Origin of the sequence: Georgenia muralis (assembly GCF_003814705.1) — a bacterium.
Lineage (GTDB): Bacteria > Actinomycetota > Actinomycetes > Actinomycetales > Actinomycetaceae > Georgenia > Georgenia muralis.
This window is the reverse complement of record NZ_RKRA01000001.1, coordinates 1824899-1847060: the sequence shown is the minus strand read 5'-3', so window position 1 is coordinate 1847060 and position 22162 is coordinate 1824899. Positions and strand designations below refer to the sequence as shown.

Below are 22162 nucleotides of genomic sequence, written 5' to 3'. Positions count from 1 at the left end.
GCCGTCTCATCCCAGGCCGAGCGCCTTGCGGATGAGGTCCGCGACGAGCTCGCGGACCCAGTCGCTCTTGAGGATCCACAGCAGGACGCTGGCGATGGACGCCGCCGCCACCGTGCCGATGGCGTACTCCGCCGTCGCCATCCCCGCCTCGCGCCGCAGCGTCCGGGCACGACGCACCATCGATGCCCGCACCCCTCCCCAGCGCTGTCGCACTGCTCGCATGGTCGAACTCCTTCCCTCCGCCCCGTGGGGGCCCGGACGGCCGGCTGGTGCCGGCCGACACGACGAGCGTCGTGCCACCCGCCCCGGCGGACCGGGCGCACGCAGCGGCGCTGTGGAGGCAGGTGCCCCCGGCCGGGCTGTGGAGCGGACGGGTCAGCCACCGAGGAGGCCGCCGCCGGCGGCGGCCACCACCGGGACCACGCCGAGGAGGACGAACGCCGGCAGGAAGCACAGCCCCAGCGGCAGGACGAGCCGCACCGCCATGCGGGCGGCCGCCACCTGGGCGCGGCGGTGCCGTCCCGCGCGGACGGACGCGGCGGCGTGCCGCAGGAGCGGGCCCGGTGCGGACCCCTCGACCCAGGCGGGCTCGAGGGCGTCCGCCAGCGGCACGAGCGCGGGCGGGACGCCGGCCCATGCCTCGTCCCACGGTGCGCCGAGCCGCAGCGCGCCGCCCGCTCGCCGCAGGACGGTGCCGTGCGACCCGGCCACCTCCCCCGCGGCGCCGAGGGCCCGGCCCAGCGCCTCGAGCGTGCCCGGGACCGACGCACCGGCCTCGAGGGCCGCGCCGGCCAGGTCCAGCAGGACGGCGACGTCGACGGCGCCGCCGCCCCGCCCGGCCCGGGCCGGGCGCCGGTGCCCGGGCCGCCGGCGGCGGAGGACCCAGGGCGCGGCGGCGACGAGGGCGAGGACGATGACGACCACGTCAGTCACCGGCGTGGCGGGCGGAGCGTTCGAGGGCCGCGACCCAGCGGTGCCCGGCCACCATGAGCCCGGCGCCGGCGAGCAGGCAGGCCGACCCCGCGCCACCGTCGAGGAGGAAGGCGACGGGGTCGGCCCCGACGGCGGCCCCCATGAGCACACCGGCGGCGGGCAGCACACCGAGGAGCCGTGCGCTGGCGCGGGGCCCGGCGAGCGCGACGGCACGCGCTGCACGGGCCTGGCCGGCCTCGGTGAGGCCGTGCGCGGTCCGCTCGAGCACCTGCGCCAGCGGGGCCCCGATCTCGTGGGTGAGCCGGCAGGCGGCCACGGTCGCCGGCAGGGCGGCCTCGGCGCCCGGGCCCAGCCGGCGCCCGGAGCTTCCGAGCCGGGTGAGGGCGAGCGGCACGCCGCTGATCGCGGGTCCACCGCCGTCGGCCGTGGTGAGGCCCGCCCGGGCCAGGGTGCGGGACCAGGCCTCCTCAACACCGGCCCCCGCGTGCAGCCGGGTGGCGACCTCGGTCGCCACCACGCCCAGGTCGAGGTCGGTCCGGCGCCGCCGCCGCGGCCACGCGGGCGGGGTGCGTGGGCGGGCGGAGCGGCGCGCCCGCCTGCGCGGAGGGCTGACGAGCACCAGGGCGAGGGCGGCCAGCGCGCCGGCCGCGAGCGCCGCCGTCACGGGGCGCCTCCCGCGGCGTGGCGACCGGGCGACGGCGGGCGCCCGGCTCCCAGCCGCTCCTGCAGACGTTCCCAGCCCGGCCCGGGCCGTGCCCCGCCGGGCGTGGCGGCGAGGGCGACCTCGCAGCGCAGCTCGGCGCCCACGCGGCCCAGGACCGCCACCTCGGCGACCCGGCGTCGGCCGGCGGCGTCGCGCCGCAGGTGGACGACGGCGTCGAGAGCGCTGGCGGCCTGGGCCGCCACGGTGGGCTCGGCCATCCCGGCGAGGGCGCCGAGCGCCACGAGCCGGGCCGGGACGTCCGCCGAGGCGTTCGCGTGGACCGTGGCGAAGCCGCCGTCGTGGCCGGTGTTGAGGGCGCCCAGGACGTCCCGCACCTCCGCCCCGCGGCACTCGCCCAGCACGAGACGGTCCGGGCGCATCCGCATCGCCGCCCGGACGAGCTCGCTGAGGGGCACCTCGCCGACGCGCTGGACGTTGGCCCGGCGGACCTGCAGGTGGACGACGTGCGGGTGGTCGGGCCGCAGCTCGGCGGACTCCTCGATGCACACGATGCGCTCGCGGCCGGGCACGAGCCCGAGCAGCGCGGCGAGCAGGGTGGTCTTGCCCGAGCCGGTGGCGCCCGAGACCAGGACGTTGGCCCGCCGGTCCACGAGGGCCCGCAGCACGGGCTCGACGTCCGCCGGCACGGTCCCCGACGCGGTGAGCTCGGTCAGGCTGAAGACGCGCGCGCGGTGGGTCCGCAGCGAGATGAGCGTGCCGTCGGCCGAGAGCGGGGGTAGCACCGCGTGCAGGCGGGTGCCGTCGGGCAGGGTGCCGTCGACGACCGGGCTCGCGTCGTCGAGCCGCTGGCCGCTGGCCGCGGCGAGCCGGGCGGCCAGCGCCCGGACGGCGGCCGGGTCGGCGAGGGCGGGGTCCCCCACGTCCACCCGCTCGAGCCCCGCGCCGCGGTCGAGCCAGACCCCGCCGGCACCGTTGACGAGGACGTCGGTCACGTGCGGGTCGTCGAGGAGGTGCTGGAGCGGTCCTGCGCCGCGCAGGTGGGCGCGGACGTCCGCGTCGAGGTCGAGCAGCCCGCGGACCCCCACGGTGCGGGCGGCCCCCTCCGCGAGCGCACCGGCCAGCGGGGTTCCTCCGGCCACCGCGGCCCGCACCCGCGCGACGACGGCCGCCCCGCCGGGCTGGCTCACGGCCACGGCCCGAGGTCGCGCAGCACCGCCGACGCCGCGGCGCGCAGCGGCCCGCGGCGCTGGTCGCCGGGGGCGAGGCCGCGCTCGACACCCGCCGCCAGGCCGCGCTGCTCGCGCAGCCGCACGGCCCGGCCGAGCCCGGCGTGGTCGGCCACCTCCTCGCTCTCGACCGCGTCGGCGCGGACCACGAGGTGTCCACGGGAGCCGCTCGCACCGAGCGCGGCGGCGCCCGCCCGGGCAGCGGCAGCGCCGCGGACACCACCGCCGGCGACGAGGACGACGTCGCCGCACCAGCCGAGCCACGTCCGGGCCGCCTCACCGCCGGCGAGCACCTGGCGCGGCAGGTCGAGGACGACGAGGTCGTGCCCCTGGCCCAGCGCACGCACGGCGGAGCGGGCCACGAGGTCGGCCGGGTCGATGCCACCGCGCTGGTCCCCCGAGAGCACCCGGACGAGGTGCCAGGACGGCAGGGCGAGGGCCAGCCGCTCGGGCAGCAGCGCGCCCCGCTCGGCCCGCAGGTCGGTCCACCGCCGGCCGGGGTCGTGCTCGAGCCCGAGGAGGACGTCCAGGCCGCCACCGGCCGGGTCGAGATCGACCAGTGCGGTCGCCGCACCGTCGTCGACGGCCGCCCTGGCGAGGGCGGCGGCGAGCACCGAGGCCCCTGCCCCGCCGTGGGCGGCCACCACCCCCACCGTCCGGGCGCGGTGCGGCGTGCCGGCCGCGACGACGACGTCGAGCAGGACGGGGGTGTCGCCGGGCAGCTCGACGACGGCGGGGAGCTCCTCGGGCGCCCCGGGCACGCGCCCCACCCGACCGGGGTCGACGTGCACCCTCAGCACCGGCAGGTCGGCGCGCTCGTGGTCCAGCACCACCGCCGCCGCCGGCAGCACCCGGTCCGGTGGGACGACGAGCAGGCCCACCCCCGCGAGGTCGGTGAGCCGGCCGACCTGGGCGGCGACCGCCTCGTCCCCCGTGCGCAGGACCACCTGCAGCTTCCCCGACGACCCCATCGGCCACCTCCTGTCCAGGCCGCCACCGTGGCCCGGGTGCGCCGTCGTCCGCCCCGACCCTGTGGACGGCGGCGGTCCGGGCCGCCTGGGGACGCGGTCGCGCCCCGCGGCCCGGCGACCTCGCCGGGGCGCTCCACGGGGGGTGCCCGCACGGTTAGCCTGGTCAGGGAGGAGGTGGCATGGGCACCGACCGGCGCGCTGCGGCGTTCTTCGACCTCGACAAGACCATCCTCGCGACCTCGTCCTCCCTCGCGCTCGCCCGGCCCCTCCTCGCCGCGGGCCTCCTGCGCCGCGGGGACGTCCTGCGCTCGGCCGGGGCGCAGCTGGGCTACGCCTTCGTGGCCGCGGACCACCGCCGCAGCGACCGGATCCGTCAGGAGCTCTCCCGCACGGTCAACGGGTGGGAGGTCGCGCGGTTCCGGGACGCCGTCGCCGACGCGGTGGGCACGGCGGTCCGGCCCCTGGTCTACCTCGAGGCCCTCGAGCTGGTCGGTGCGCACCAGGACGCGGGCGAGGACGTGGTCGTCGTCTCGGCGTCGGCCCGGGAGATCGTCGAGCCGATCGCGGCGATGATCGGTGCCGACCACGTCATCGCCACGACGATGGCGGTGGCCGACGGCCGCTTCACGGGGCGGACGGAGCACTACGTCTACGGCCCTGCCAAGGCCGCCGAGATGGCCGCCCTCGCGCAGCGCCACGGGTACGACCTCGCACGGTCGTGGGCGTACAGCGACTCGATCACCGACCTGCCCATGCTCGAGGTCGTGGGCCACCCGGTGGCGGTCAACCCGGACCGCGCACTGCTGCGCGTCGCCCGCGAGCGGGGCTGGGAGGTGCGGCGCTTCCGGCGGCCGGTGCCGCTGCGCCCGCCGCCGGTCCGCGTGCTCCTCGCCCTGGCCGGCGTGGCGACGGCCGTGGGCGGCTGGCTCTGGGCGACGCGGCCACGGTCCGCCTGAGATGACTCGCCCTCGGGCCACGTGCCGACGGGTGACCGGCGGGCCTCGGCGTGGCGGCCGTGCTAGGCCGGTCGGCCGGCGAGGACACCCGTCGCCAGCCCGGCGCCGGCCCGGGCACCGGCGGTCACCGCCTCGGCCTGGTGCACCAGCCAGGTGGCCACCCCGTCGGGGGTGCCCGTCGCGTAGGCGGCGAGCGCCCGCCGGTAGGCGAGCGGGTCGCCCGCGTGCATCTCGTCGGGCAGGGCGACGCCGGTGGGGTCGACGCCGCTGCGCACGAGGACGAGGCGGGCGAGGACCCGTGCGAGCTGGCCGTTGGCCGTCACGAAGGGACGGGCCGTGGCGACCTCGGCGTGGACGACGGCGGCGCGCACCAGACCGGGTGCCCTCTCGGCGTCGAGCACGGCGACGACGAGGGCGGTGCGCGCCTCGAGCTCGGCACCGACCGGCTCGTCCGCGCCCGCGGCGTCGCGGGCCCGGCCGGTGGTCCGCGGGCGGCCGACGTCACCGGCTTGCAGGGCACCGGCCGCGACCAGGTGCGCGGTGAGGTCCCGGTGCAGCCCGGCCATCACCTCGGCACCGGGGGCGCGCGGGGCGCGTCCGCCCAGGTCGCCGAAGAGCGCGCCGGCGTGGACCTGGGCGCGCCAGGCGGCGAGCACGGCGGCCTCCTCGGCCCGTGCGGCGGCGGGGTCGACGTCGCCGGCCGCCACCCGGCCGCGGAGCCAGGACGCCGGTGCCCGGGCACCGTCGAGGGAGGCCCCGGCGACGGCGGAGCGCACCGCCGCCTCCGCCCTCGCCTCGCGCCAGCGGCGCCGCAGCCCCTCGTGCCAGCGCAGGTCCGCGGCGGCCTCCCGGGCTCCAGCCGCGGCCTCGGGCACACCGTCGAGCAGCGCGAGCCGCTCGAGGGCGGGGACGACGTCGCTGCTCACCCCGCCAGGCTAGTGCGCGGCCCACCCGGCGCGGCTCGACGTGCCCCCCGGTGCCCGGTGGCTAGGTTGGCACCAGAGACCCAGGAGGCGCAGTGAGCAGCACCGACCAGCACCCGGAGCCCGACGGCCGGCCCGCCGACGACACCACCCGCGTCCACCCGCCGGCCGACGACAGCACCCGCGTCCACCCGCCGGCCGACGGTGACGGCGTCCGCACCCCGGCCGAGCCGGGGACCCGCCGGGAGGACACCGAGACGACCGCGACGCGCCGTCAGGGCTTCCTCGGCCTGCACGGTGACGGCGCTGCCTCGCCCGCCGCGCCCACCGGGCGACGCGACGCGGCACCGGCGGCGCGACCACCCGAGCCGCGCGAGCGCGCCGTCGGGCGTGACCCGCTCCTGGACGGGGCCACCGAGACACGGCCGCGCTCGCGTGCCGCGGCGCACGGGTGGGCCCTGCTGCTGACGCTCGTGCTCGCGCCGGTGGCCTGGTACCTCGTCACCGACGCCGGCGCCCGGCTCACCCTCGGCGCCGACAACCAGTGGCAGGCCGGCGAGATCACCAACCCCGCGGCGCTCGTCGAGCTCGCGGCCGGCCTCGTGGTCACCGCGGCGCTGCTGCTCGCCGCACGCTGGTCCTCGCTCGGGGCGACCGCCGTCGGCGCCGTCGTGCTGGTCCTGGCCCTGGCCGCCGTCGCCCTGCCGGCCCAGGCCACGAGCTTCCTCGACACGCTCTCGGGGACCCTGGGCGCCCTGGGCAGCCTCGGGGACAACGCCACGTTCCACCTCGACAACGACGTCTCGACCGGCCGGCTCGCGCTGTACGGGCTGGGGCTGCTCCTGGTCGGCGTCGTCTCCCACGGGGCCCGCCGGCTGGGCCGGCGCGAGGAGCGGCTGCGCCCGCCCCGGTGACCGCCCCGGGCAGGGGCTGGTCAATCTGCCAGAGTCGGATATCTTGATGTCGACAGGAATGTGAGCCACGGCACAGCCGTGGCCGTCGCCAACGAGAGGACGCCGATGTCCCAGCCCGATGCCGCCCAGACGCAGGGCGGCCTGGAGAACCTGCTCCACGAGCACCGCTCGTTCCCGCCCTCCGCCGAGTTCGCGGCCCAGGCGAACGCGACCGCCGAGATGTACGAGCGCGCCGACGCCGACCGCGAGGGCTTCTGGGCGGAGCAGGCACGTGAGCTGCTGACCTGGTCGGAGGACTTCACCGAGGTCCTGGACTTCTCCGGCGCACCGGTCGCCCGCTGGTTCGGCGACGGCCGGCTCAACGCCGCGTACAACGCCGTCGACCGCCACGTCGAGGCGGGGCTGGGCGACCGGGTCGCGATCCACTTCGAGGGCGAGCCCGGCGACACCCGCACCCTGACCTACGCCGACCTCCAGGAGCAGGTCTCCCGGGCCGCCGGCGCGCTGGAGGCCCTCGGGGTCCGCAAGGGCGACCGCGTGGCGATCTACCTGCCGATGATCCCCGAGGCGGTCGTCGCCATGCTCGCGTGCGCGCGGATCGGCGCCCCGCACTCGGTGATCTTCGGCGGGTTCTCCGCCGAGGCGCTGAACAGCCGCATCAACGACGCCGACGCCCGCGTCGTCATCACCGCCGACGGCGGCTACCGCCGCGGCAAGGCGAGCGCGCTCAAGCCCGCCGTCGACGAGGCCCTGGCCAAGGGCACGCCGGTCGAGCACGTCCTCGTCGTGCACCGCACGGGCCAGGACGTGGAATGGACCGAGGGCCGGGACGTCAGCTGGGAGGACGCCCTGGCCGCCGCGAGCCCGGAGCACACCCCGGCCGTGGTCGACGCCGAGCACCCCCTGTTCATCCTCTACACCTCCGGGACCACCGGGAAGCCCAAGGGGATCCTGCACACCACCGGTGGCTACCTCACCCAGGTGGCCTTCACGTTCCGCAACGTCTTCGACATCAAGCCCGAGGCGGACGTGTACTGGTGCACCGCCGACGTCGGCTGGGTCACCGGCCACTCCTACGTCACCTACGGGCCCCTGCTCAACGGCGCGACCCAGGTGATCTACGAGGGCACCCCGGACACCCCGCACAAGGGCCGGTGGTGGGAGATCGTGGAGAAGTACAAGGTCTCCGTCCTCTACACCGCCCCCACCGCGATCCGCACGGCGATGAAGTGGGGCGAGGACATCCCCGCCGGGTTCGACCTGAGCTCGCTGCGGCTCATGGGTTCGGTGGGCGAGTCCATCAACCCCGAGGCGTGGATGTGGTACCGCCGGGTGATCGGCGGCGACCGGACCCCGATCGTCGACACCTGGTGGCAGACCGAGACCGGCGCCATGATGATCTCCCCGCTGCCGGGGGTCACCGCGACCAAGCCCGGGTCCGCGCAGCGGCCGCTGCCGGGCATCGCCGCCGACGTCCTGGACGAGCAGGCCCATCCCGTTCCGGACGGCGGCGGTGGGTACCTCGTGCTCACCGCGCCCTGGCCGGCGATGCTCCGGGGCATCTGGGGCGACCCCGAGCGGTTCAGGGACACGTACTGGTCCCGCTTCGAGGGCATGTACTTCGCCGGCGACGGCGCGAAGAAGGACGAGGACGGCGACGTCTGGCTCCTCGGCCGGGTCGACGACGTCATGAACGTCTCCGGCCACCGCCTGTCGACGACGGAGATCGAGTCCGCGCTCGTCTCCCACCCGTACGTGGCCGAGGCCGCCGTCGTGGGGGCCAACGACGACACCACCGGGCAGGCGGTCGTCGCCTTCGTCATCCTGCGCGCCGAGCACGTGGGGAAGGCCGACGAGGCGGGCGAGGGGTCCGACGTCGTCGCGGAGCTGCGCGCGCACGTGGCCAAGGAGATCGGCCCGATCGCCAAGCCCCGGTCCATCCTCGTCGTGGCCGAGCTGCCGAAGACGCGGTCCGGGAAGATCATGCGCCGCCTCCTGCGCGACATCGCCGAGGGGCGCGAGGCCGGTGACGTCACGACGCTGGCCGACTCGACGGTGATGAGCCGGATCAGCCAGGGGATGCACCGCTGAGCCGCTGACCGGTCGGGTCGCAGCACGCCGAAGGTTCCGTCAGGCCAGTCCCGACGGAACCTTCGGCATCTGTGCCGGGGCACCGGGCGCGGAGAGCGTGCCGCCGGCCGGACCTCAGGCCACGGCGCTGCACCACCACGGCCCGGCCTCCCCCGACGGCGCCACCACGGCCGACCCTCCTCCGACGCCACCCTGGACCACCACGGCCGGCCCTGCTCCCGGACGCCGGCCCGGCCGTCCGGCGCACGCTCGTACCCTGGGCCCGTGCCCGAGCCCGACGTCCCCGCCGCGTCCGCGCAGCGGCGCGAGGTCGCCGCCGCGGTCCGGGACACGGCCGCCGTCGGGATGGGGTACCTCCCGCTCGGCGCGGCGTTCGGGATCCTCCTGGTCGGCAGCGGCCTGGCCTGGTGGTGGGCGCCGGTCTTCTCCGTGCTCATCTACGCCGGCTCCATGGAGTTCCTCGCCATCTCCCTCGTCACCGGCGGGGTCGGCCTGGCCCAGGTGGCGCTGACGACGTTCTTCGTCAACTTCCGGCACGTCTTCTACGGCCTGAGCTTCCCGCTGCTCGAGATCCGCTCCACCGCCGGCCGCCTCTACGGCGTCCACGCGCTGACCGACGAGGCCTACGCCCTCCTCGCCACCCGCCCGCACGCCCAGCTGACCGGCACGCGCGTGCTGGCCACCGAGATCCTCTGCCACGCCTACTGGGTCGCCGGCTCGACGACCGGGGCGCTGCTCGGGTCGCGGCTCGGGCTCCAGGTGGAGGGCATGGGCTTCGCGCTCACCGCGCTCTTCGTCGTCCTGACGATCGACGCCTTCCGCGCCTCCCCCGACGTCCCCACGCTGGTGGTCGCGCTCGCCTGCGCCGCTCTCGCGCTCGTGGTGGCGCCGGGGAGCATGCTCGTCATCGCCCTCACCGCCTTCGTCCTGGTCCTGCTCGCACGGTTCGCCCTGGGCGGCGGCCATGACACCTGAGCGAATCCTCCTGACCCTCCTGGTGATCTTCGCGGTCACCTACGCCCTCCGGCTGGCACCGTTCCTGCTCCTGCGGCGCATGGGCGGCTCGCGCGCCGTCGGCTACCTCGGTCGCACCATGCCGCTGGGGGTGATGGCGGTCCTCGTCGTCTACACGCTGTCCGAGGTGGACCTCACCGCCGCCCCGCACGGGCTGCCCGAGCTCGTGGCCGTGGCCGTGACGGCCGGCCTTCACCTGTGGCGCCGCAACGCCCTGCTGAGCATCGTCGCCGGGACAGGTGTCTACGTCGGGCTCGTCGCCCTCGTGTGAGGGAGGGCACACGGCGCCCGCCGCGCCCCCGTGACAGGCACGGGCGGGGCCGGGCACCAGGTAGCGTGACCGGACGTGGTTGCCGACTCGAGCTGCGTCCTCGTCCCCGGGCCGTGGGAGCACCGCAACGTCGCCGCGAACGGCGCCCAGTTCCACGTCGCGCTCGCCGGGCCCACCGGCGAGGGACACCCCGTCGTGGTCCTCCTGCACGCGTTCCCACAGTTCTGGTGGGCGTGGCGCCACCAGATCCCCGTGCTCGCCGACGCCGGGTACCGGGTCGCGGCCATGGACCTGCGCGGCTTCGCCGGCTCCGACAAACCCCCGCGCCGGCACGAGACCGCCGTCCTGGCCCGCGACGTCGCCGGGGTCATCCGCTCCCTGGGCGCGGCGGGCGCGGTCGTCGTCGGTCACGGGTTCGGGGGCACCGTCGCCTGGTCGATGCCCACCCTGGCCCCGGACCTGACCCGCGCCGTCGTCACCCTCGCCAACCCCCACCCGGTGCCCCTCCACCGCCCGGGCACCGCCCTGCCGTGGGGTGCGCTCGGCACGATGGCCGCGTTCCAGGTGCCGTGGTTCCCCGAGCGGGCCCTGCGCGAGGGGGACCTCGTGGCCCGGCTCCTGCGCCGGTGGTCCGCGCCGGGCAACGACGGCGCCACCTCGCAGGCTGCGCTGTACACCGAGGCGATGGGCCTGCCGTTCGCCGCGCACAGCGCGATGGAGCACTTCCGCTGGCTGGCGCGCTCCACGCCGCGTGCCGACGGCCGGCGCTACCTCGCGGCGCTCGCCGCGCCGGTCCGGGTGCCGGTCCTCACCGTCCGCGGCCGCCAGGACCCCCTCATGGGCGCTCGCGCGTTCGGTCGGGACGCGGACCTCGTCCGCGCGCCCCTGCGCCAGGAGGTCCTCGACGACGCCGGGCACTTCCTGCCCGAGGAGGCCTCGGACGCCGTCAGCGACCTGCTGCTGGCCTTCCTCACGGAGCACGCGCCCGTGGGGCGCTGAGCGCCCCGTCAGCCCCGGCTCACCAGCGCCTGCGCCCGTTCGGGGTCGGTCTCCCCCTCGCCGTAGGACGGGCACAGGTCGGCCAGCACGCACGCCCCGCACGCCGGCCGCCGCGAGTGGCACACGCGCCGTCCGTGGAAGATCAGCCGGTGGCAGGCCATCGTCCAGACCTCCGCGGGAAGCAGCTCGGCCATGCGGCTCTCCACCTTGACGGGGTCCTTCTCCTCCGTCCAGCCCAGCCGTCGCGCGAGCCGGCCGACGTGGGTGTCGACCGTGATGCCCGGCACGCCGAACGCGTTGCCGAGGACCACGTTCGCGGTCTTGCGACCCACCCCCGGCAGCCGCACGAGCTCGGCGAGCGTGCCGGGGACGACGCCGTCGTGGTCGGCCACCAGCGCCGCACCCAGGCCCATGAGCGACTGCGCCTTTGCCCGGAAGAAGCCGAGCGGGCGCAGGAGGTCCTCGAGCTCGGCGCGGTCGGCGCCAGCGTACGAGCCGGCGTCCGGGTAGCGGGCGAACAGCTCCGGCGTGACGGCGTTGACCCGCTTGTCGGTCGTCTGCGCCGAGAGGACCGTGGCCACGAGCAGCTCGAGCGGGGTGCGGAAGTCGAGCTCGCAGTGCGCGTCGGGCCAGGCGAGGGTGAGCCGCCGGTCGACCTCGAGCGCCTGGGCGCGGGCCGCCCGCAGCGAGCGCGGACGGCGGGCCCGGCGGGCCGGGACGGCAGGCGCTGCATCCATGCGGGCAGCCTACGGCGCGCCCGTCGGCCGGTGTCCGTGCCTGCCGTGACCTGCGGTGGCAGGATGGTCACGTCGCGGCCGACGCCGCACGGACTCGCCGGAAGGGACCACCGTGGAAGAGAACGTGATCGGCTCAGTACCCCTGTTCGAGGCGCTCGCCGAGCAGGACCAGTCCGAGCTGCGCTCCGTCATGACCGAGACCTCCCTGCGCCGTGGCGAGATCCTCTTCAACGAGGGCGACCCGGGCGACCGGCTCTACGTGCTCATCGACGGCAAGGTCAAGCTCGGCCACACCGCGCCCGACGGCCGGGAGAACCTGCTCGCCGTCCTCGGCCCGGGCGAGATCCTGGGCGAGCTGACCCTCTTCGACCCGGGCCCGCGCTCGACGACGGCCACGGCCGTGGCCCCCACGCACCTGCTCGAGCTCCAGCACAAGGACCTCATGGCCTTCCTGGACACCCGTCCCGAGCTGGCCAAGCACATGCTCCGCGCCCTCGCCCAGCGGCTGCGCCGGACCAACACCGCACTCGCGGACCTCGTCTTCTCCGACGTGCCCGGACGCGTGGCCAAGGCGCTGCTGGACCTGGCCGACCGGTTCGGCGAGCGCACCGACGAGGGCCTCTACGTGCCGCACGAACTCACGCAGGAGGAGCTCGCCCAGCTCGTCGGGGCTTCCCGCGAGACGGTCAACAAGTCGCTCGCGGAGTTCGTCTCGCGCGGGTGGATCCGCCTGGACGGTCGCGCGGTCCTGCTCCTCGACGTCGACCGGCTGCGCCGCCGGGCCCGCTGAGCGCCAGGGCTCAGCGGACCTCACGAGGGGTCAGCGGACCTGGACGAGCAGCTCGACCTCGACGGCGGCGTCCAGGGGCAGCACGGGCACGCCGACGGCGGAGCGGGCGTGCCGCCCGGCGTCCCCGAAGACCTCGCCGAGGAGCTCCGACGCGCCGTTGACGACGCCCGGCTGACCGGTGAACGAGGGGTCGGACGCGACGAAGCCGGTGACCTTGACGACGCGCACGACCTCGTCGAGGTCGCCCACGAGGTCCGCGACCGCGGCCAGGGCGTTGAGCGCGCACGTGCGCGCCGCGGCCGTCGCCTCCTCCGGGGAGACGCCGGCGCCCACCTTCCCGGTGACGGTGACCGCACCGCCGACGAGCGGGAGCTGGCCGGAGGTCTGGACGAGGTCGCCGTAGCGCACGGCCGGGACGTAGGCCGCCACGGGCGCGGCCACGGGAGGCAGGGTCAGGCCGAGGGCGGCGAGGCGCTCACCGGTGCTCACCGCTCCCCCGCCGGGCGCTTGAGGTAGGCCACGAGGTTGTTGGAGCCGGCGGGGCCGGGCACCACCTGGACGAGCTCCCACCCGTCCGCACCCCACTGGTCGAGGATCGCCTTGGTGTTGTGGATGAGCAGGGGGATCGTCGCGTACTCCCAGGTCGTCATGCCGACATCCTAGGAGCCACGGCGAAACGTGCCTCCTCAGCCCGTGTGCGAGCGCATCCGGGCGATGATCCGAGGCGCCCGCTGCGCCCGCAGCTCGGCGATGAGCTCGTCGTCCTCGCGCTCGAGCCAGCTCGACCAGTCGGCGACCTCGGGGTAGCGGCGCAGCAGCGCCCGGCGTTCACGCTCGGTGAGCCCGCCCCAGACCCCGAAGGTCGTCTGGGAGTTCAGCGCGTCGGCGAGGCACTCCATCCTCACCGGGCAGGCGAAGCACAGCTCTCGGACCTCCCGCTGCGCGGCACCGCGCACGAAGAGCGCGTCGGGCTCGCTGCCGGCGCAGGCCGCGCGTGACGCCCAGGTCTGGTCGTCGTCGACCTTCATGGCACCTCCTACGTCGAAGGACAGAATCCCCCTCCGCCGACCCGCGGCAGGTATTTTGTCTCGACCTGACGTTATCCCTGGATACAGTCCCACGGAAGGGCTGTGACCGAACCGGGACCTCTGGCCCGTAAATTATCCGGATCCGGCCCTGAATTCCTCCCCCAGATGAGGGATTGAATTTCGGCCGACGATGTGTTTACGCCGTCCCGGGAGCGTTGCCGGGGCGCCCCGGGCCCGGCGCCACGTACGCTGGAGGCATGTCGTCGACCCCCTCCGCGTCCGGCCGGGCCGTCCGTCCCCTGCAGCTGTTGGTCATGCTGCTCGCCTTCGTCGTCGTCGCGGCCACGGGTGGCCTGCTCACCGCGGCCCTCGTCATGCCCGCCGTCGGCGCGGTGGGCTCGGTGAGCCAGGCGACCACCGACCTGTTCGACGACCTCCCCAGCGAGCTCGCCATCCCCCAGCCGTCGCAGCAGAGCGTCATCCTCGACGCCAACGGCTCGGTCCTGGCCACCATCTACGCCGACAACCGTGTCGTGGTGCCCCTCGAGGAGATCTCGCCCTACGTCCGCGACGCCGTCGTCGCGATCGAGGACCGCCGTTTCTACGACCACAAGGGCATCGACCCCGAGGGAATGCTCCGCGCGCTGGTGAACAATCTCGCCGGCGGCCCGCTCGAGGGGGCCTCCACCCTGACCCAGCAGTACGTCAAGAACGTCCTCATCGAGGCCGGCAAGGTCGCCGAGGACCCGGAGGCGATCGCCGCCGCGACCGAGACCACGCTGGGTCGCAAGCTCGAGGAGGCCCGCCTCGCCATCGGCCTCGAGCAGCAGGTGAGCAAGGACGACATCCTCGCCGGCTACCTCAACCTCGCCCAGTTCGGGCCCTCCCAGTACGGCGTGCAGGCCGCCGCGCGTTACTACTACTCCAAGAACGCCTCGGAGCTGACGATCCCGGAGTCGGCCATGCTCGCGGGCATCACGCAGTCCCCCGCGCGGCACGACCCCGTACGCAACCCCGAGGGCGCCAAGATCCGACGCGACACCGTCCTGGCGACGATGCGTGACCAGGGCTTCATCACCCAGGAGGAGTTCGACGCCGCCGTCGCGCTGCCGATCGAGGAGATGCTCAACGTCTCCGCCACCCCCAACGGGTGCGCGGCGGCCGGGAACGCCGCCTACTTCTGCGAGTACGTCGTCAAGGACCTGCTCCAGAACGACGCCTGGGGCGCCAGCGCGGAGGAGCGCCGCCAGCTGCTCTACCGCGGCGGCCTCGTCATCAAGACGACCCTCGACCCGGGCAAGCAGCAGGCGGCCTTCGAGTCCGTCACGGCGTCGGTGCCGATCAACGACGCCTCGGGCATCAAGATGGCGCTGTCCTCGGTGGAGCCCGGCACGGGCAAGATCCTCGCGATGGCCCAGAACACGAACTTCGGCTCGGCCACGGAGGAGGACCCCTCCGCGACGAGGGTCAACCTCAACGTCGGACGCTCGATGGGCGGCGGCGTGGGCTTCCAGTCCGGCTCGACGTTCAAGATCTTCACGCTCATCGAGTGGCTGCGGACGGGTCACACGCTCAACGACCAGGTGGTCTCCAACAAGCGGATGTACCCGCGCGAGTCGTGGAACATCTCGTGCAACCCCACCTACGCCGACGACTACGAGCCGAACAACCTCGAGGGCGTCGGCGGACCCCGGATGAGCGTGCTCGAGGCCACCCGGCAGTCGGTCAACCTCACGTTCGTCGAGATGGCCAACCAGATGGACCTGTGCGGCGTGCTGGACAACGCCGCCCGCATGGGCGTCGAGCGCGGCGACGGCCAGCCGCTGCAGCCCAACCCCTCGGCGGTCCTGGGGTCCAACAACGTCACTCCGCTGAGCATGGCCGAGGCGGTCGCGACCCTGGCGGCCGGCGGCGTCTCCTGCGAGCCGGTGGCGATCACCGCGGTGACCGACCGCGCGGGCAACGAGATGCCCGCGCCGGAGGCCTCCTGCAGCCAGGCGCTCGAGCCGGAGATCGTCAACGGCGTCAACCACGCCCTCCAGCGGGTGGTGACGAACGAGCGCGGCTCGACCGGCCGCAACGCCGTCCAGCCCGACGGCCGACCGGTGGCCGGCAAGACCGGGACCGCGAACGACGACTCGGCCGCGTGGTTCGTCGGGTACGCCCCCCAGCTGGCCTCCGCGGTGTGGATGGGCCACCAGGAGGGCAACATCTCCATGTTCGACGCGGTGATCGCCGGGACGTACAACGAGTTCGTCTTCGGCGGCTCCTACCCGGCCCGGACGTGGGGGGCCTACACCGCCCGCGCGCTCGCCGGTACTGGGCACGTCGGCTTCCCCGCTGCGGGCGAGACCGCCCTGTTCGGCGAACGGGTGGGCGTCCCGGAGGTCGTGGGCCGCAGCGTCGCCGACGCCCAGGCCATCCTGGCCGCGGCCGGGCTCCAGCCGGTCGTCGGCGGCGCGGTCTTCTCCGACTGGCAGGCGGGCGCGGTCGCCGCGACCAACCCCGCCGCCGGCACCCGGGTGAGCCCCGGCTCGAGCGTCGTCATCGTCCCGAGCGCAGGGCCGGCCCCCGCTCCCGCCCCGGCGCCGGCCCCCGAGCCCCCGCCGGCCGAGGAGCCACCGCCGGCCGAGGAACCGCCCGCCCAGCCCCCGGAGGACCCGGGCAACAGCGGCAACCGCGGGGAGGGAGACGGCTGAGCGCCGTCGGCCACCGCCTCGCCGCCGTCGCGGGAGGCGCCGCCGCCGCGGCGGCCGGGGCACTCGCGTGGGCGTGGGCGGAGACGTCGATGTTCACGCTGCGCCGCTACGACGTGCCCGTCCTGGGCCCCGGTGAGCAGCCGCTGAGGGTCCTGCACCTGTCGGACCTGCACCTGACCCCGGTCCAGCGCGACAAGGTCGCCTGGGTGCGCGACCTCGCCCGGCTCGAGCCGGACCTCGTCGTCACCACCGGGGACAACCTCGCCCACGACGACGCCCTCGGTCCCCTCCTCGAGGCCTACGCCCCGCTCATGGACCGTCCGGGGGTCTTCGTGCTCGGCTCGAACGACTACGTCGCCCCCCGGCCGAAGAACCCCGCCCGCTACCTCCTGCCCGACGCGCGCACCGCGCACGAGGACCCCGAGGAGCTGCCGTGGCGGGAGATGACCGCCGCCTTCCGCCGCGCCGGGTGGCGCGACCTCACCAACACCCGCGTGACGCTCGAGCTCGGTGGCCGGACGGTCTCCTTCGTCGGGGTGGACGACCCGCACCTGGACCGCGACGCGTTCCCCGCGCCCGGCCCCCGGGCGGACCTGCACCTCGGCGTCTCCCACGCCCCGTACACCCGGGTGCTGGACGCCATGGCCGGCGACGGCTGCGACCTCGTCCTCGCCGGGCACACCCACGGCGGCCAGCTTTGCGTGCCGTTCTACGGGGCGCTGGTGACCAACTCCGACCTGGACCGGGGCCGGGCCTCGGGCCTGCACGGCTGGCCGGGCCTGCGCCCGGACGCGCCCGGCGGTGCCGGGTCGACCTGGCTGCACGTCTCGGCGGGCCTGGGGACCAGCCCGTACGCGCCGTTCCGCTTCGCGTGCCGGCCCGAGGCGAGCCTGCTCACCCTCCTCCCGCGCTGACACCTGGACGTGGCGTGGGTCTCACCGCGCCGGTTTCACGCCGACGGCACCGGTCGGCTATCCTGAACCGGTTCCACCGGGGTGTGGCGCAGCTTGGTAGCGCGCTTCGTTCGGGACGAAGAGGTCGTGGGTTCAAATCCCGCCACCCCGACCGGAGAGAAGTGAGGCCCCTGGTCTGCGGTAACGCAGACCAGGGGCTTTGCCGTTCGCCGGCGTCGCCCGCGCTCCGGCAGCGGTGAATCACCCCAAAATCACCCCGGCCGCTGGACGCGGTGGTCGGGCATGCCCCGCCGAGCCGCCGTTGAGCAGCTGCAGCGCGGAGCGGTCGGCGGAGTCGCCGAGGTGGTGGAGGTATCGGGCGGTGATCTCGATTGAGCCGTGCCCAAGCCACGCCTGGACGGTCGTGAGGGGTACGCCGCGCAGGATCCACTCGCAGGCCGCGGTGTGCCGCAGGTCGTGAAGCGTACGGCCGCGACCGACGTCGCTCCACCCGGTCTGCCGGACGAACATCGAGCGGTGGAGCTGGCCGCCGCCAGGTCGCGTCAGCAGCAGGTCGTCCGGGCGCTTGCCGTCGGCGAAGCGACGCAGCACGGGCACGAGTGCGTCCGGCAGCGGCACTCGTCGCCCTCTGCCCGACTTCGGGGTCTTCGCTGCGGCCGTGCCTTCGGGCTGGTTCCGGACGACGTGCAGCACGGGCATCGGCATCTCGATGAAGTCCCGGACCAGGATCGCCCGGGCTTCGCCCCACCGGATCCCGGTCCGCCCGAGCACCCGGACAAGGTCCGCGTAGACCTCGCTGATCTCGGAGAGCTGGGCGACGACGGCGTCGAACTCGTGCGAGGGCAGGGGGCGCATGTCCTCGCGGGCACGGCGATCCTTCGGCGGCGCCGCCGCCTTGACCGGGTTGGCCGCGATGTAGCCCTCGGAGACACACCAGGCGAAGAACGACGACAGCGACTCACGGTGTCGCTTCACCGAGGTCGGTGCCAGCCCGCGCGCCAGCAGGCCGTCCTGCCAGGTGCTGATCGCGGCGCCGGTGACCTTGCCGACGTGGACCTTGCGGAACCAGATCGGCAGGACCGGCTCAGTCCCGGCCCTGCCGGACTCCTGGCCACGGGTCGGGAGGAGGTAACGGTCGGTGTTCAGCGTCGTGCGACTGACGCGCCCCTCCCGCTGCTCGAGCCATGCGTTCAGCAGCACCTCGACCGCGACCTTGCCCCGGCTCGGGTCGTAGCCGTGCTCGTCGAAGGCACTACGCTGCCGACGCTCCCAGTCGGTCGCCGCCCGCTTTGTCTCGAAGCGTCGGGTGCTGACGACCTGACCGCCGATCTTGAGACGGCCCTCCCACTTGTCACCGCGCCGAGCCGGCACGACGCCTCCCTCCACGCCGCGGCGCCCGGGGGCGAGCGGCGGAGCGCCCACTCAGCCACCGCTCCACGTCGGACGCACGGTAGCGAGGCACGCCGTCGGCGAGCCAGTAGACCTGTGGACCTTCGAGCGACTGACGCCAGCGCACCAGCGTCGACTTGGAGACAGCAAGCCATGCCGCGACCTCTTGCGTGCGCAGGAGCCGATCGGCGAGATCAACCACGGGCGCTTCACCCATCGCAATACCTCACGTCCTCGCAGGTACACGACATTACAGCACAGCAGCCACGTAGCGGCAAGTACATGAGTTGAGGGCCGCAGGCCCGGTACGCTGCTTTGCATGCCGACAGTTCCTCGCGTGACCGGCGATCAGACCTACGACGGGCTGCTCGTCCAGGACGACCTGCCGGCCGGCTGGCACCTGCCGAACCGGTTCCCCGGAGAGCGAGCCGATGACGCCAGCGGCGAGATTGACGCCCTGCTCGGCTACGACGACCAGACCGTCGACGAGGAGCAGCGCCAGGCGCGCATGGGCTCCGAGCAGAACGAGACCGTCGACGGCCGCTGGCGCTACATCGAACACACCGCCACGGCGACGCGCGTGTACCTCAGGCTTCAGCGCCAGCTGTTCGGCGTCCCCGAGGAGGTCCGCATCACCGGCGTCGTCTACCTGCCCTGGCGCCCGGGAGACCCGATCACCAGCCAGCTGCTGCGAGAGCTACCGACCGCGCGCATCGAAGCAGCGATCAACCAGCGCCTGTTCGCCATGAAGCGAGCCACCACCCTCACCGGCGGCAAGATCGAGCTACCCAGTGGCCGCAAGATCGCCGAACGGGACCTACTCAAGCCACTAGGTGACCCGAAGCAGACCCCCGACTTCTACGAACTCGTCGCACTCCAGCACGGCCGCCTCACAGCTAACGGCGACGCCAACCCCTCGGCGACCATGGCCGAGCTCAGCGGCGTCGCACTCAGCACCGCCCAAGGCTGGGTCGCGAAGGCTCGCGCCCGCGGACTGCTGCCGCCCGGGCGCCGGGGGCGCGCCGGCTAGCGTTGGCGGAGTAGGGGTTCGAACTGTTCGCGAGCCCCTCACGGGCGGGATCACGGATCGGCGTTTTGGCGCGCAACCACTGGGGTTTGGACGGGTCGGTCTCTGGATGACAACGTCGTGATTCACCGATCTACAGGGCCGGTAGCACATGAGTTAGCACATACCGCCACATGCACGCGGACGCCGCCCTGGACTTGCCGGGGCAGTGGAGCAGTGGCCGGCGGGATGGTGGGCCGTGAATGCGCACATGATGGCGCAAAGCGGCGGTCGCTGCGGTGCGCGCGCGCCGGCACGCGCCCGCCAGATCCCACCACGGCGACGAAGACCTTAACGACTGGACGCCGAACCCGATCAACGCCATGGAGTTCGACAGCACCCCGGCGGCTACGTCGTCGATGCCCGCTGACGTCCTAAGCCACGCCACGATGAACCAAGCCAGGCCAGCCCGCCCGACCGCCACACGTCGTCGTGGAGGGTCACACCGGGTCCTCGGCCCTGTCGCTGCCGGTGAGGCTAACCAGGACCAGCGCCGCGGCCCCGGCGGTGATGAAGACGTCGGCCAGGTTGAAGGTGGGGAACCAGCCGGTGTGCAGATAGTCGGTCACCACCCCGTCGGCGGCGCGGTCGAGCAGGTTGGCCACCGCGCCGGCCAGGATCGCGGCCAGCGCCAGCCGCGCGGGCAGCGTAGCGGTGCGGGTAGCCCACCAGGCGAACACCGCCAGCGCGACGATAATTAGGCCGGTGACACCAAGCACGACACCGGCGGGCAACGTGGCGCCGAGGCTGAACGCCACCCCGGAGTTGAAGACCAGGCGCAGCTGGAGGGGCCCGAGGTCCACCGTCTGACCGTCGGCCAGGGCCCCGCCCGCCCACGCCTTGAGGCTCAGGTCCACCGCGGCGAGCAGCGCGACGGTGACGGCAAGGGCGATGCGCGCCCGGGCCACCCTGGCGGTCCGGGCCGGTGCGTTGGCGGTCATCGCGACGTTCCTTACTTTTCGTCGGGTGCGTTAGTGCGCCGTGGGCTCGTGCTCGACGTGCGTGGCGGGTTCGAGCTGGAAGGTGGAGTGCTCGACGGTGACCGGGAAGTGGTCGGCCACGCAGACCTGGAGCTGGTGAAGCATCTCCGGCGCATGCCCGTCCTGAAAGCAGGAGTCGTCGAGAACAACGTGTGCGGTGAGGACCGGCAGGCCGGTGGCGATCTGGGAGGCGTGCAGGGTCATGGACGCCCAGGACGTGCGGCACGGCGAGGATGTGGCCGCTGACCTGGTCCAGGTCTAGGCCCTTGGGGGTTGACTCGAGGAGCACGCTGCCGGCTTCGCGCAGGATGGTCACGGCGCGCGGGACGATGAGGACGGCGATGAGCATGCCGGCCACGGCGTCCGCGCGGGTCCATCCGGTCAGGGCGATGACGACGGCACTGACGATCACCGCGACGGAACCGAGGGCGTCGTTGACGACCTCGAGGAAAGCGGCCCGCATGTTCAGGTTCGCGCCGCGCCCGGCGCTGAGCACGGCGATGGAGGCGATGTTGCCCAGCAGGCCGATGACGCCGAAGACGAGCAGGCCGGTCGAGGTGACCTCGGGCGGGGCGAACAGGCGCTGGACGCCCTCGACGAAGGCGTAAACACCAACGGCGAGCAGCACGGTGGCCTGGGCGCCGGCGGCGAGGATCTCGGCGCGCCGGTAACCCCAGGTGCGCCGGGCTGTGGCCGGCCGCATCGCGAGGGAGGCCGCGACCAGGGCCATGAGCAGCCCACCGGCATCGGCGAGCATGTGGCCGGCGTCGACGAGCAGGACCAGGCTGCCGGTCCACCAGGCACCGGCGACCTCGGCAACCAGGATGGTGGCAGTGATCGCGAACGCGATGGCCAACCGCCCTCGGTAGGTGGGGCGCTCGTGTGCGTGGTCGTGAGTCACCTTGTCTCCTTGGGATCTCGCCGAGGTCGCCGGGTGGTCTGCAGGCCGTTCGGGGTGGCGCTACAGGCCGAAGGCGCCGCCCTCGACGAGGATGACTACGCCCAGGCCGATCAGGACGAGCGGGAACAGCACGTGCTCCCAACGCTCGAGAATCTCGGCGATCGGCTTCCGGGTGGCCACGAACTTCGCCAGCAGCACGAGCACGGCCACCAGAAGGAGGAACACGATCGAGTAGGCCACGATCGCCCCGGTGCCCACGGTGACGAAGACCGGGACGTAGACGCCGATGTTGTCCCCGCCGTTGGCGAAGGTGACACCGGCGACGGTCCACGCGCTGATCGCCTTGCCGGCAATCTTCTCGTCGTCGTCATCGTCGTCGTCCCCGCGCCAGGCCTTCCAGGCCGCGTACAGGCCGAGCGCCAGCGGGATCAGGCCGAAGTAGGCGATCGCCTCCTCGGGCAGGAAGGTGGCCGCGCCCAGGGAGACGAGGACCGAGGCTGCGAGGATGGCGCCGAAGCCGAGGTACTGACCGGCGAGGATCTTCCCCGTGGTGCCGCGCATGCCGGCGCCGCGGGCGAAGAACAACGACAGCACGATGATGTCGTCGATGTTGGTGGCCAGGAACAGGCCGATCGCCTGCAGGGCCGGGGTGAGCAGATCCATGACTGCCTTTCGGTGAAGCGCCGGCGCTGGTGT

The 22162-nt window shown here is 74.4% G+C and carries 24 protein-coding genes, 1 tRNA gene and 1 pseudogene; 11 read left to right on the top strand and 15 right to left on the bottom strand.

The features are described from left to right. Positions 1 to 6: 6 nt before the first annotated feature. The 5 genes from EDD32_RS08210 to ssd all read right to left on the bottom strand — a co-directional run bounded on the left by EDD32_RS08210 (position 7) and on the right by ssd (position 3794). The gene (locus EDD32_RS08210; RefSeq protein WP_170175249.1) at positions 7 to 222 is read right to left on the bottom strand and encodes a DUF4244 domain-containing protein; all 216 of its coding nucleotides are present in this window, start codon (positions 220 to 222) and stop codon (positions 7 to 9) included. A 153-nt stretch (positions 223 to 375) separates the two neighbouring features. Beyond that, positions 376 to 933: a type II secretion system F family protein gene (locus EDD32_RS08205; RefSeq protein WP_123916528.1), complete on the bottom strand. Its 558-nt coding sequence runs from the start codon at positions 931 to 933 to the stop codon at positions 376 to 378. Continuing rightward, a complete protein-coding gene (locus tag EDD32_RS08200; protein ID WP_123916526.1) occupies positions 926 to 1597 on the bottom strand; it encodes a type II secretion system F family protein in 672 nt (223 codons plus the stop codon). The genes EDD32_RS08205 and EDD32_RS08200 overlap by 8 nt, the downstream gene beginning before the upstream one ends. Further along, a complete protein-coding gene (locus tag EDD32_RS08195) occupies positions 1594 to 2784 on the bottom strand; it encodes a TadA family conjugal transfer-associated ATPase (protein ID WP_246006042.1) in 1191 nt (396 codons plus the stop codon). Before EDD32_RS08195 ends, EDD32_RS08200 begins: the two co-directional genes overlap by 4 nt. Continuing rightward, on the bottom strand, positions 2781 to 3794 hold the full coding sequence (gene ssd / locus EDD32_RS19455; protein WP_123916522.1) for a septum site-determining protein Ssd: 1014 nt from the start codon (positions 3792 to 3794) through the stop codon (positions 2781 to 2783). The genes EDD32_RS08195 and ssd overlap by 4 nt, the downstream gene beginning before the upstream one ends. A 179-nt stretch (positions 3795 to 3973) precedes the next feature. On the opposite strand from ssd, the gene EDD32_RS08185 reads away from it, so the two are divergent. After that, positions 3974 to 4750, top strand: coding sequence for an HAD family hydrolase (locus tag EDD32_RS08185; RefSeq protein ID WP_123916520.1), 777 nt, complete (start codon positions 3974 to 3976; stop codon positions 4748 to 4750). Positions 4751 to 4812: 62 nt separating this feature from the next. On the opposite strand, the gene EDD32_RS08180 is transcribed toward EDD32_RS08185, so the two are convergent. Then, positions 4813 to 5676, bottom strand: a complete 864-nt coding sequence (locus EDD32_RS08180) for a Fic family protein (protein ID WP_123916519.1) — start codon at positions 5674 to 5676, stop codon at positions 4813 to 4815. Positions 5677 to 5768: 92 nt separating this feature from the next. On the opposite strand from EDD32_RS08180, the gene EDD32_RS08175 reads away from it, so the two are divergent. The 5 genes from EDD32_RS08175 to EDD32_RS08155 all read left to right on the top strand — a co-directional run bounded on the left by EDD32_RS08175 (position 5769) and on the right by EDD32_RS08155 (position 10962). Continuing rightward, positions 5769 to 6587: a hypothetical protein gene (locus EDD32_RS08175; protein ID WP_123916518.1), complete on the top strand. Its 819-nt coding sequence runs from the start codon at positions 5769 to 5771 to the stop codon at positions 6585 to 6587. 105 nt (positions 6588 to 6692) lie between these two features. Further along, on the top strand, positions 6693 to 8678 hold the full coding sequence (acs, locus tag EDD32_RS08170; protein ID WP_123916517.1) for an acetate--CoA ligase: 1986 nt from the start codon (positions 6693 to 6695) through the stop codon (positions 8676 to 8678). Between the two features lie 345 nt (positions 8679 to 9023). After that, positions 9024 to 9653, top strand: a complete 630-nt coding sequence (locus EDD32_RS08165) for an AzlC family ABC transporter permease (protein WP_123920356.1) — start codon at positions 9024 to 9026, stop codon at positions 9651 to 9653. Further along, complete coding sequence (locus EDD32_RS08160; protein WP_123916516.1) at positions 9643 to 9963, top strand: branched-chain amino acid transporter permease; 321 nt, start codon at positions 9643 to 9645, stop codon at positions 9961 to 9963. The genes EDD32_RS08165 and EDD32_RS08160 overlap by 11 nt, the downstream gene beginning before the upstream one ends. Positions 9964 to 10038: 75 nt before the next feature. Then, positions 10039 to 10962 (top strand): alpha/beta fold hydrolase, encoded by a 924-nt coding sequence (locus tag EDD32_RS08155; RefSeq protein ID WP_123916515.1) that lies wholly within the window; start codon positions 10039 to 10041, stop codon positions 10960 to 10962. 8 nt (positions 10963 to 10970) lie between these two features. On the opposite strand, the gene nth is transcribed toward EDD32_RS08155, so the two are convergent. After that, positions 10971 to 11699: an endonuclease III gene (nth, locus tag EDD32_RS08150; RefSeq protein WP_123916514.1), complete on the bottom strand. Its 729-nt coding sequence runs from the start codon at positions 11697 to 11699 to the stop codon at positions 10971 to 10973. A gap of 112 nt (positions 11700 to 11811) precedes the next feature. Between nth and EDD32_RS08145 the strand changes: the two genes are divergently transcribed. Beyond that, on the top strand, positions 11812 to 12489 hold the full coding sequence (locus EDD32_RS08145) for a Crp/Fnr family transcriptional regulator (protein ID WP_170175247.1): 678 nt from the start codon (positions 11812 to 11814) through the stop codon (positions 12487 to 12489). Between the two features lie 30 nt (positions 12490 to 12519). Here EDD32_RS08145 and EDD32_RS08140 read toward each other — a convergent pair whose 3' ends face one another. From EDD32_RS08140 to EDD32_RS08130, 3 genes are read right to left on the bottom strand one after another with little or no spacing between them, the layout of a single operon-like run. Continuing rightward, complete coding sequence (locus tag EDD32_RS08140; protein WP_123916513.1) at positions 12520 to 12978, bottom strand: RidA family protein; 459 nt, start codon at positions 12976 to 12978, stop codon at positions 12520 to 12522. After that, entirely contained in the window at positions 12975 to 13139 is a 165-nt protein-coding gene (gene sp36 / locus EDD32_RS08135) for a Sp36 family protein (RefSeq protein WP_123916511.1), read from the bottom strand. The genes EDD32_RS08140 and sp36 overlap by 4 nt, the downstream gene beginning before the upstream one ends. A 36-nt stretch (positions 13140 to 13175) precedes the next feature. Then, positions 13176 to 13517 (bottom strand): WhiB family transcriptional regulator, encoded by a 342-nt coding sequence (locus EDD32_RS08130; RefSeq protein ID WP_123916509.1) that lies wholly within the window; start codon positions 13515 to 13517, stop codon positions 13176 to 13178. A gap of 257 nt (positions 13518 to 13774) precedes the next feature. Here EDD32_RS08130 and EDD32_RS08125 point away from each other — a divergent pair, with 257 nt between their 5' ends. The 3 genes from EDD32_RS08125 (at position 13775) to EDD32_RS08115 (ending at position 17281) form a co-directional block, all read left to right on the top strand. After that, a complete protein-coding gene (locus tag EDD32_RS08125) occupies positions 13775 to 16216 on the top strand; it encodes a penicillin-binding protein (protein ID WP_123916507.1) in 2442 nt (813 codons plus the stop codon). An 89-nt stretch (positions 16217 to 16305) separates the two neighbouring features. Beyond that, positions 16306 to 17130 (top strand): metallophosphoesterase, encoded by an 825-nt coding sequence (locus EDD32_RS08120; protein ID WP_123916505.1) that lies wholly within the window; start codon positions 16306 to 16308, stop codon positions 17128 to 17130. Between the two features lie 77 nt (positions 17131 to 17207). Next, a tRNA-Pro gene (locus EDD32_RS08115) sits at positions 17208 to 17281 on the top strand. An 89-nt stretch (positions 17282 to 17370) separates the two neighbouring features. Here the strand turns inward: EDD32_RS08115 and EDD32_RS08110 are convergent. Next, positions 17371 to 18501, bottom strand: a complete 1131-nt coding sequence (locus tag EDD32_RS08110; protein WP_123916503.1) for a tyrosine-type recombinase/integrase — start codon at positions 18499 to 18501, stop codon at positions 17371 to 17373. Further along, complete coding sequence (locus EDD32_RS08105) at positions 18482 to 18736, bottom strand: helix-turn-helix transcriptional regulator (protein WP_123916501.1); 255 nt, start codon at positions 18734 to 18736, stop codon at positions 18482 to 18484. Before EDD32_RS08105 ends, EDD32_RS08110 begins: the two co-directional genes overlap by 20 nt. Before the next feature lie 120 nt (positions 18737 to 18856). Here EDD32_RS08105 and EDD32_RS08100 point away from each other — a divergent pair, with 120 nt between their 5' ends. Next, a complete protein-coding gene (locus tag EDD32_RS08100) occupies positions 18857 to 19549 on the top strand; it encodes a hypothetical protein (protein ID WP_123916499.1) in 693 nt (230 codons plus the stop codon). Positions 19550 to 20025: 476 nt separating this feature from the next. On the opposite strand, the gene lspA is transcribed toward EDD32_RS08100, so the two are convergent. The 3 genes and pseudogenes from lspA to EDD32_RS08085 all read right to left on the bottom strand — a co-directional run bounded on the left by lspA (position 20026) and on the right by EDD32_RS08085 (position 22129). Further along, positions 20026 to 20526, bottom strand: a complete 501-nt coding sequence (lspA, locus tag EDD32_RS08095) for a signal peptidase II (protein ID WP_123916497.1) — start codon at positions 20524 to 20526, stop codon at positions 20026 to 20028. A gap of 30 nt (positions 20527 to 20556) precedes the next feature. Then, positions 20557 to 21466, bottom strand: a pseudogene (locus EDD32_RS08090) (cation diffusion facilitator family transporter). Positions 21467 to 21526: 60 nt separating this feature from the next. Further along, entirely contained in the window at positions 21527 to 22129 is a 603-nt protein-coding gene (locus tag EDD32_RS08085) for a cadmium resistance transporter (RefSeq protein WP_123916495.1), read from the bottom strand. Positions 22130 to 22162 lie beyond the last annotated feature (33 nt).

Bases quoted from the DNA above. Each gene is read 5' to 3' on its own strand.
- EDD32_RS08125 (WP_123916507.1), top strand. From the start codon at position 13,775: ATGTCGTCGACCCCCTCCGCGTCCGGCCGGGCCGTCCGTCCCCTGCAG.
- sp36 (WP_123916511.1), bottom strand. From the start codon at position 13,139: ATGACGACCTGGGAGTACGCGACGATCCCCCTGCTCATCCACAACACC.
- nth (WP_123916514.1), bottom strand. From the start codon at position 11,699: ATGGATGCAGCGCCTGCCGTCCCGGCCCGCCGGGCCCGCCGTCCGCGC.
- EDD32_RS08185 (WP_123916520.1), top strand. From the start codon at position 3,974: ATGGGCACCGACCGGCGCGCTGCGGCGTTCTTCGACCTCGACAAGACC.
- EDD32_RS08120 (WP_123916505.1), top strand. From the start codon at position 16,306: ATGTTCACGCTGCGCCGCTACGACGTGCCCGTCCTGGGCCCCGGTGAG.
- EDD32_RS08210 (WP_170175249.1), bottom strand. From the start codon at position 222: ATGCGAGCAGTGCGACAGCGCTGGGGAGGGGTGCGGGCATCGATGGTG.
- EDD32_RS08160 (WP_123916516.1), top strand. From the start codon at position 9,643: ATGACACCTGAGCGAATCCTCCTGACCCTCCTGGTGATCTTCGCGGTC.
- EDD32_RS08165 (WP_123920356.1), top strand. From the start codon at position 9,024: ATGGGGTACCTCCCGCTCGGCGCGGCGTTCGGGATCCTCCTGGTCGGC.
- EDD32_RS08130 (WP_123916509.1), bottom strand. From the start codon at position 13,517: ATGAAGGTCGACGACGACCAGACCTGGGCGTCACGCGCGGCCTGCGCC.
- EDD32_RS08085 (WP_123916495.1), bottom strand. From the start codon at position 22,129: ATGGATCTGCTCACCCCGGCCCTGCAGGCGATCGGCCTGTTCCTGGCC.
- ssd (WP_123916522.1), bottom strand. From the start codon at position 3,794: ATGGGGTCGTCGGGGAAGCTGCAGGTGGTCCTGCGCACGGGGGACGAG.
- EDD32_RS08105 (WP_123916501.1), bottom strand. From the start codon at position 18,736: ATGGGTGAAGCGCCCGTGGTTGATCTCGCCGATCGGCTCCTGCGCACG.
- acs (WP_123916517.1), top strand. From the start codon at position 6,693: ATGTCCCAGCCCGATGCCGCCCAGACGCAGGGCGGCCTGGAGAACCTG.
- lspA (WP_123916497.1), bottom strand. From the start codon at position 20,526: ATGACCGCCAACGCACCGGCCCGGACCGCCAGGGTGGCCCGGGCGCGC.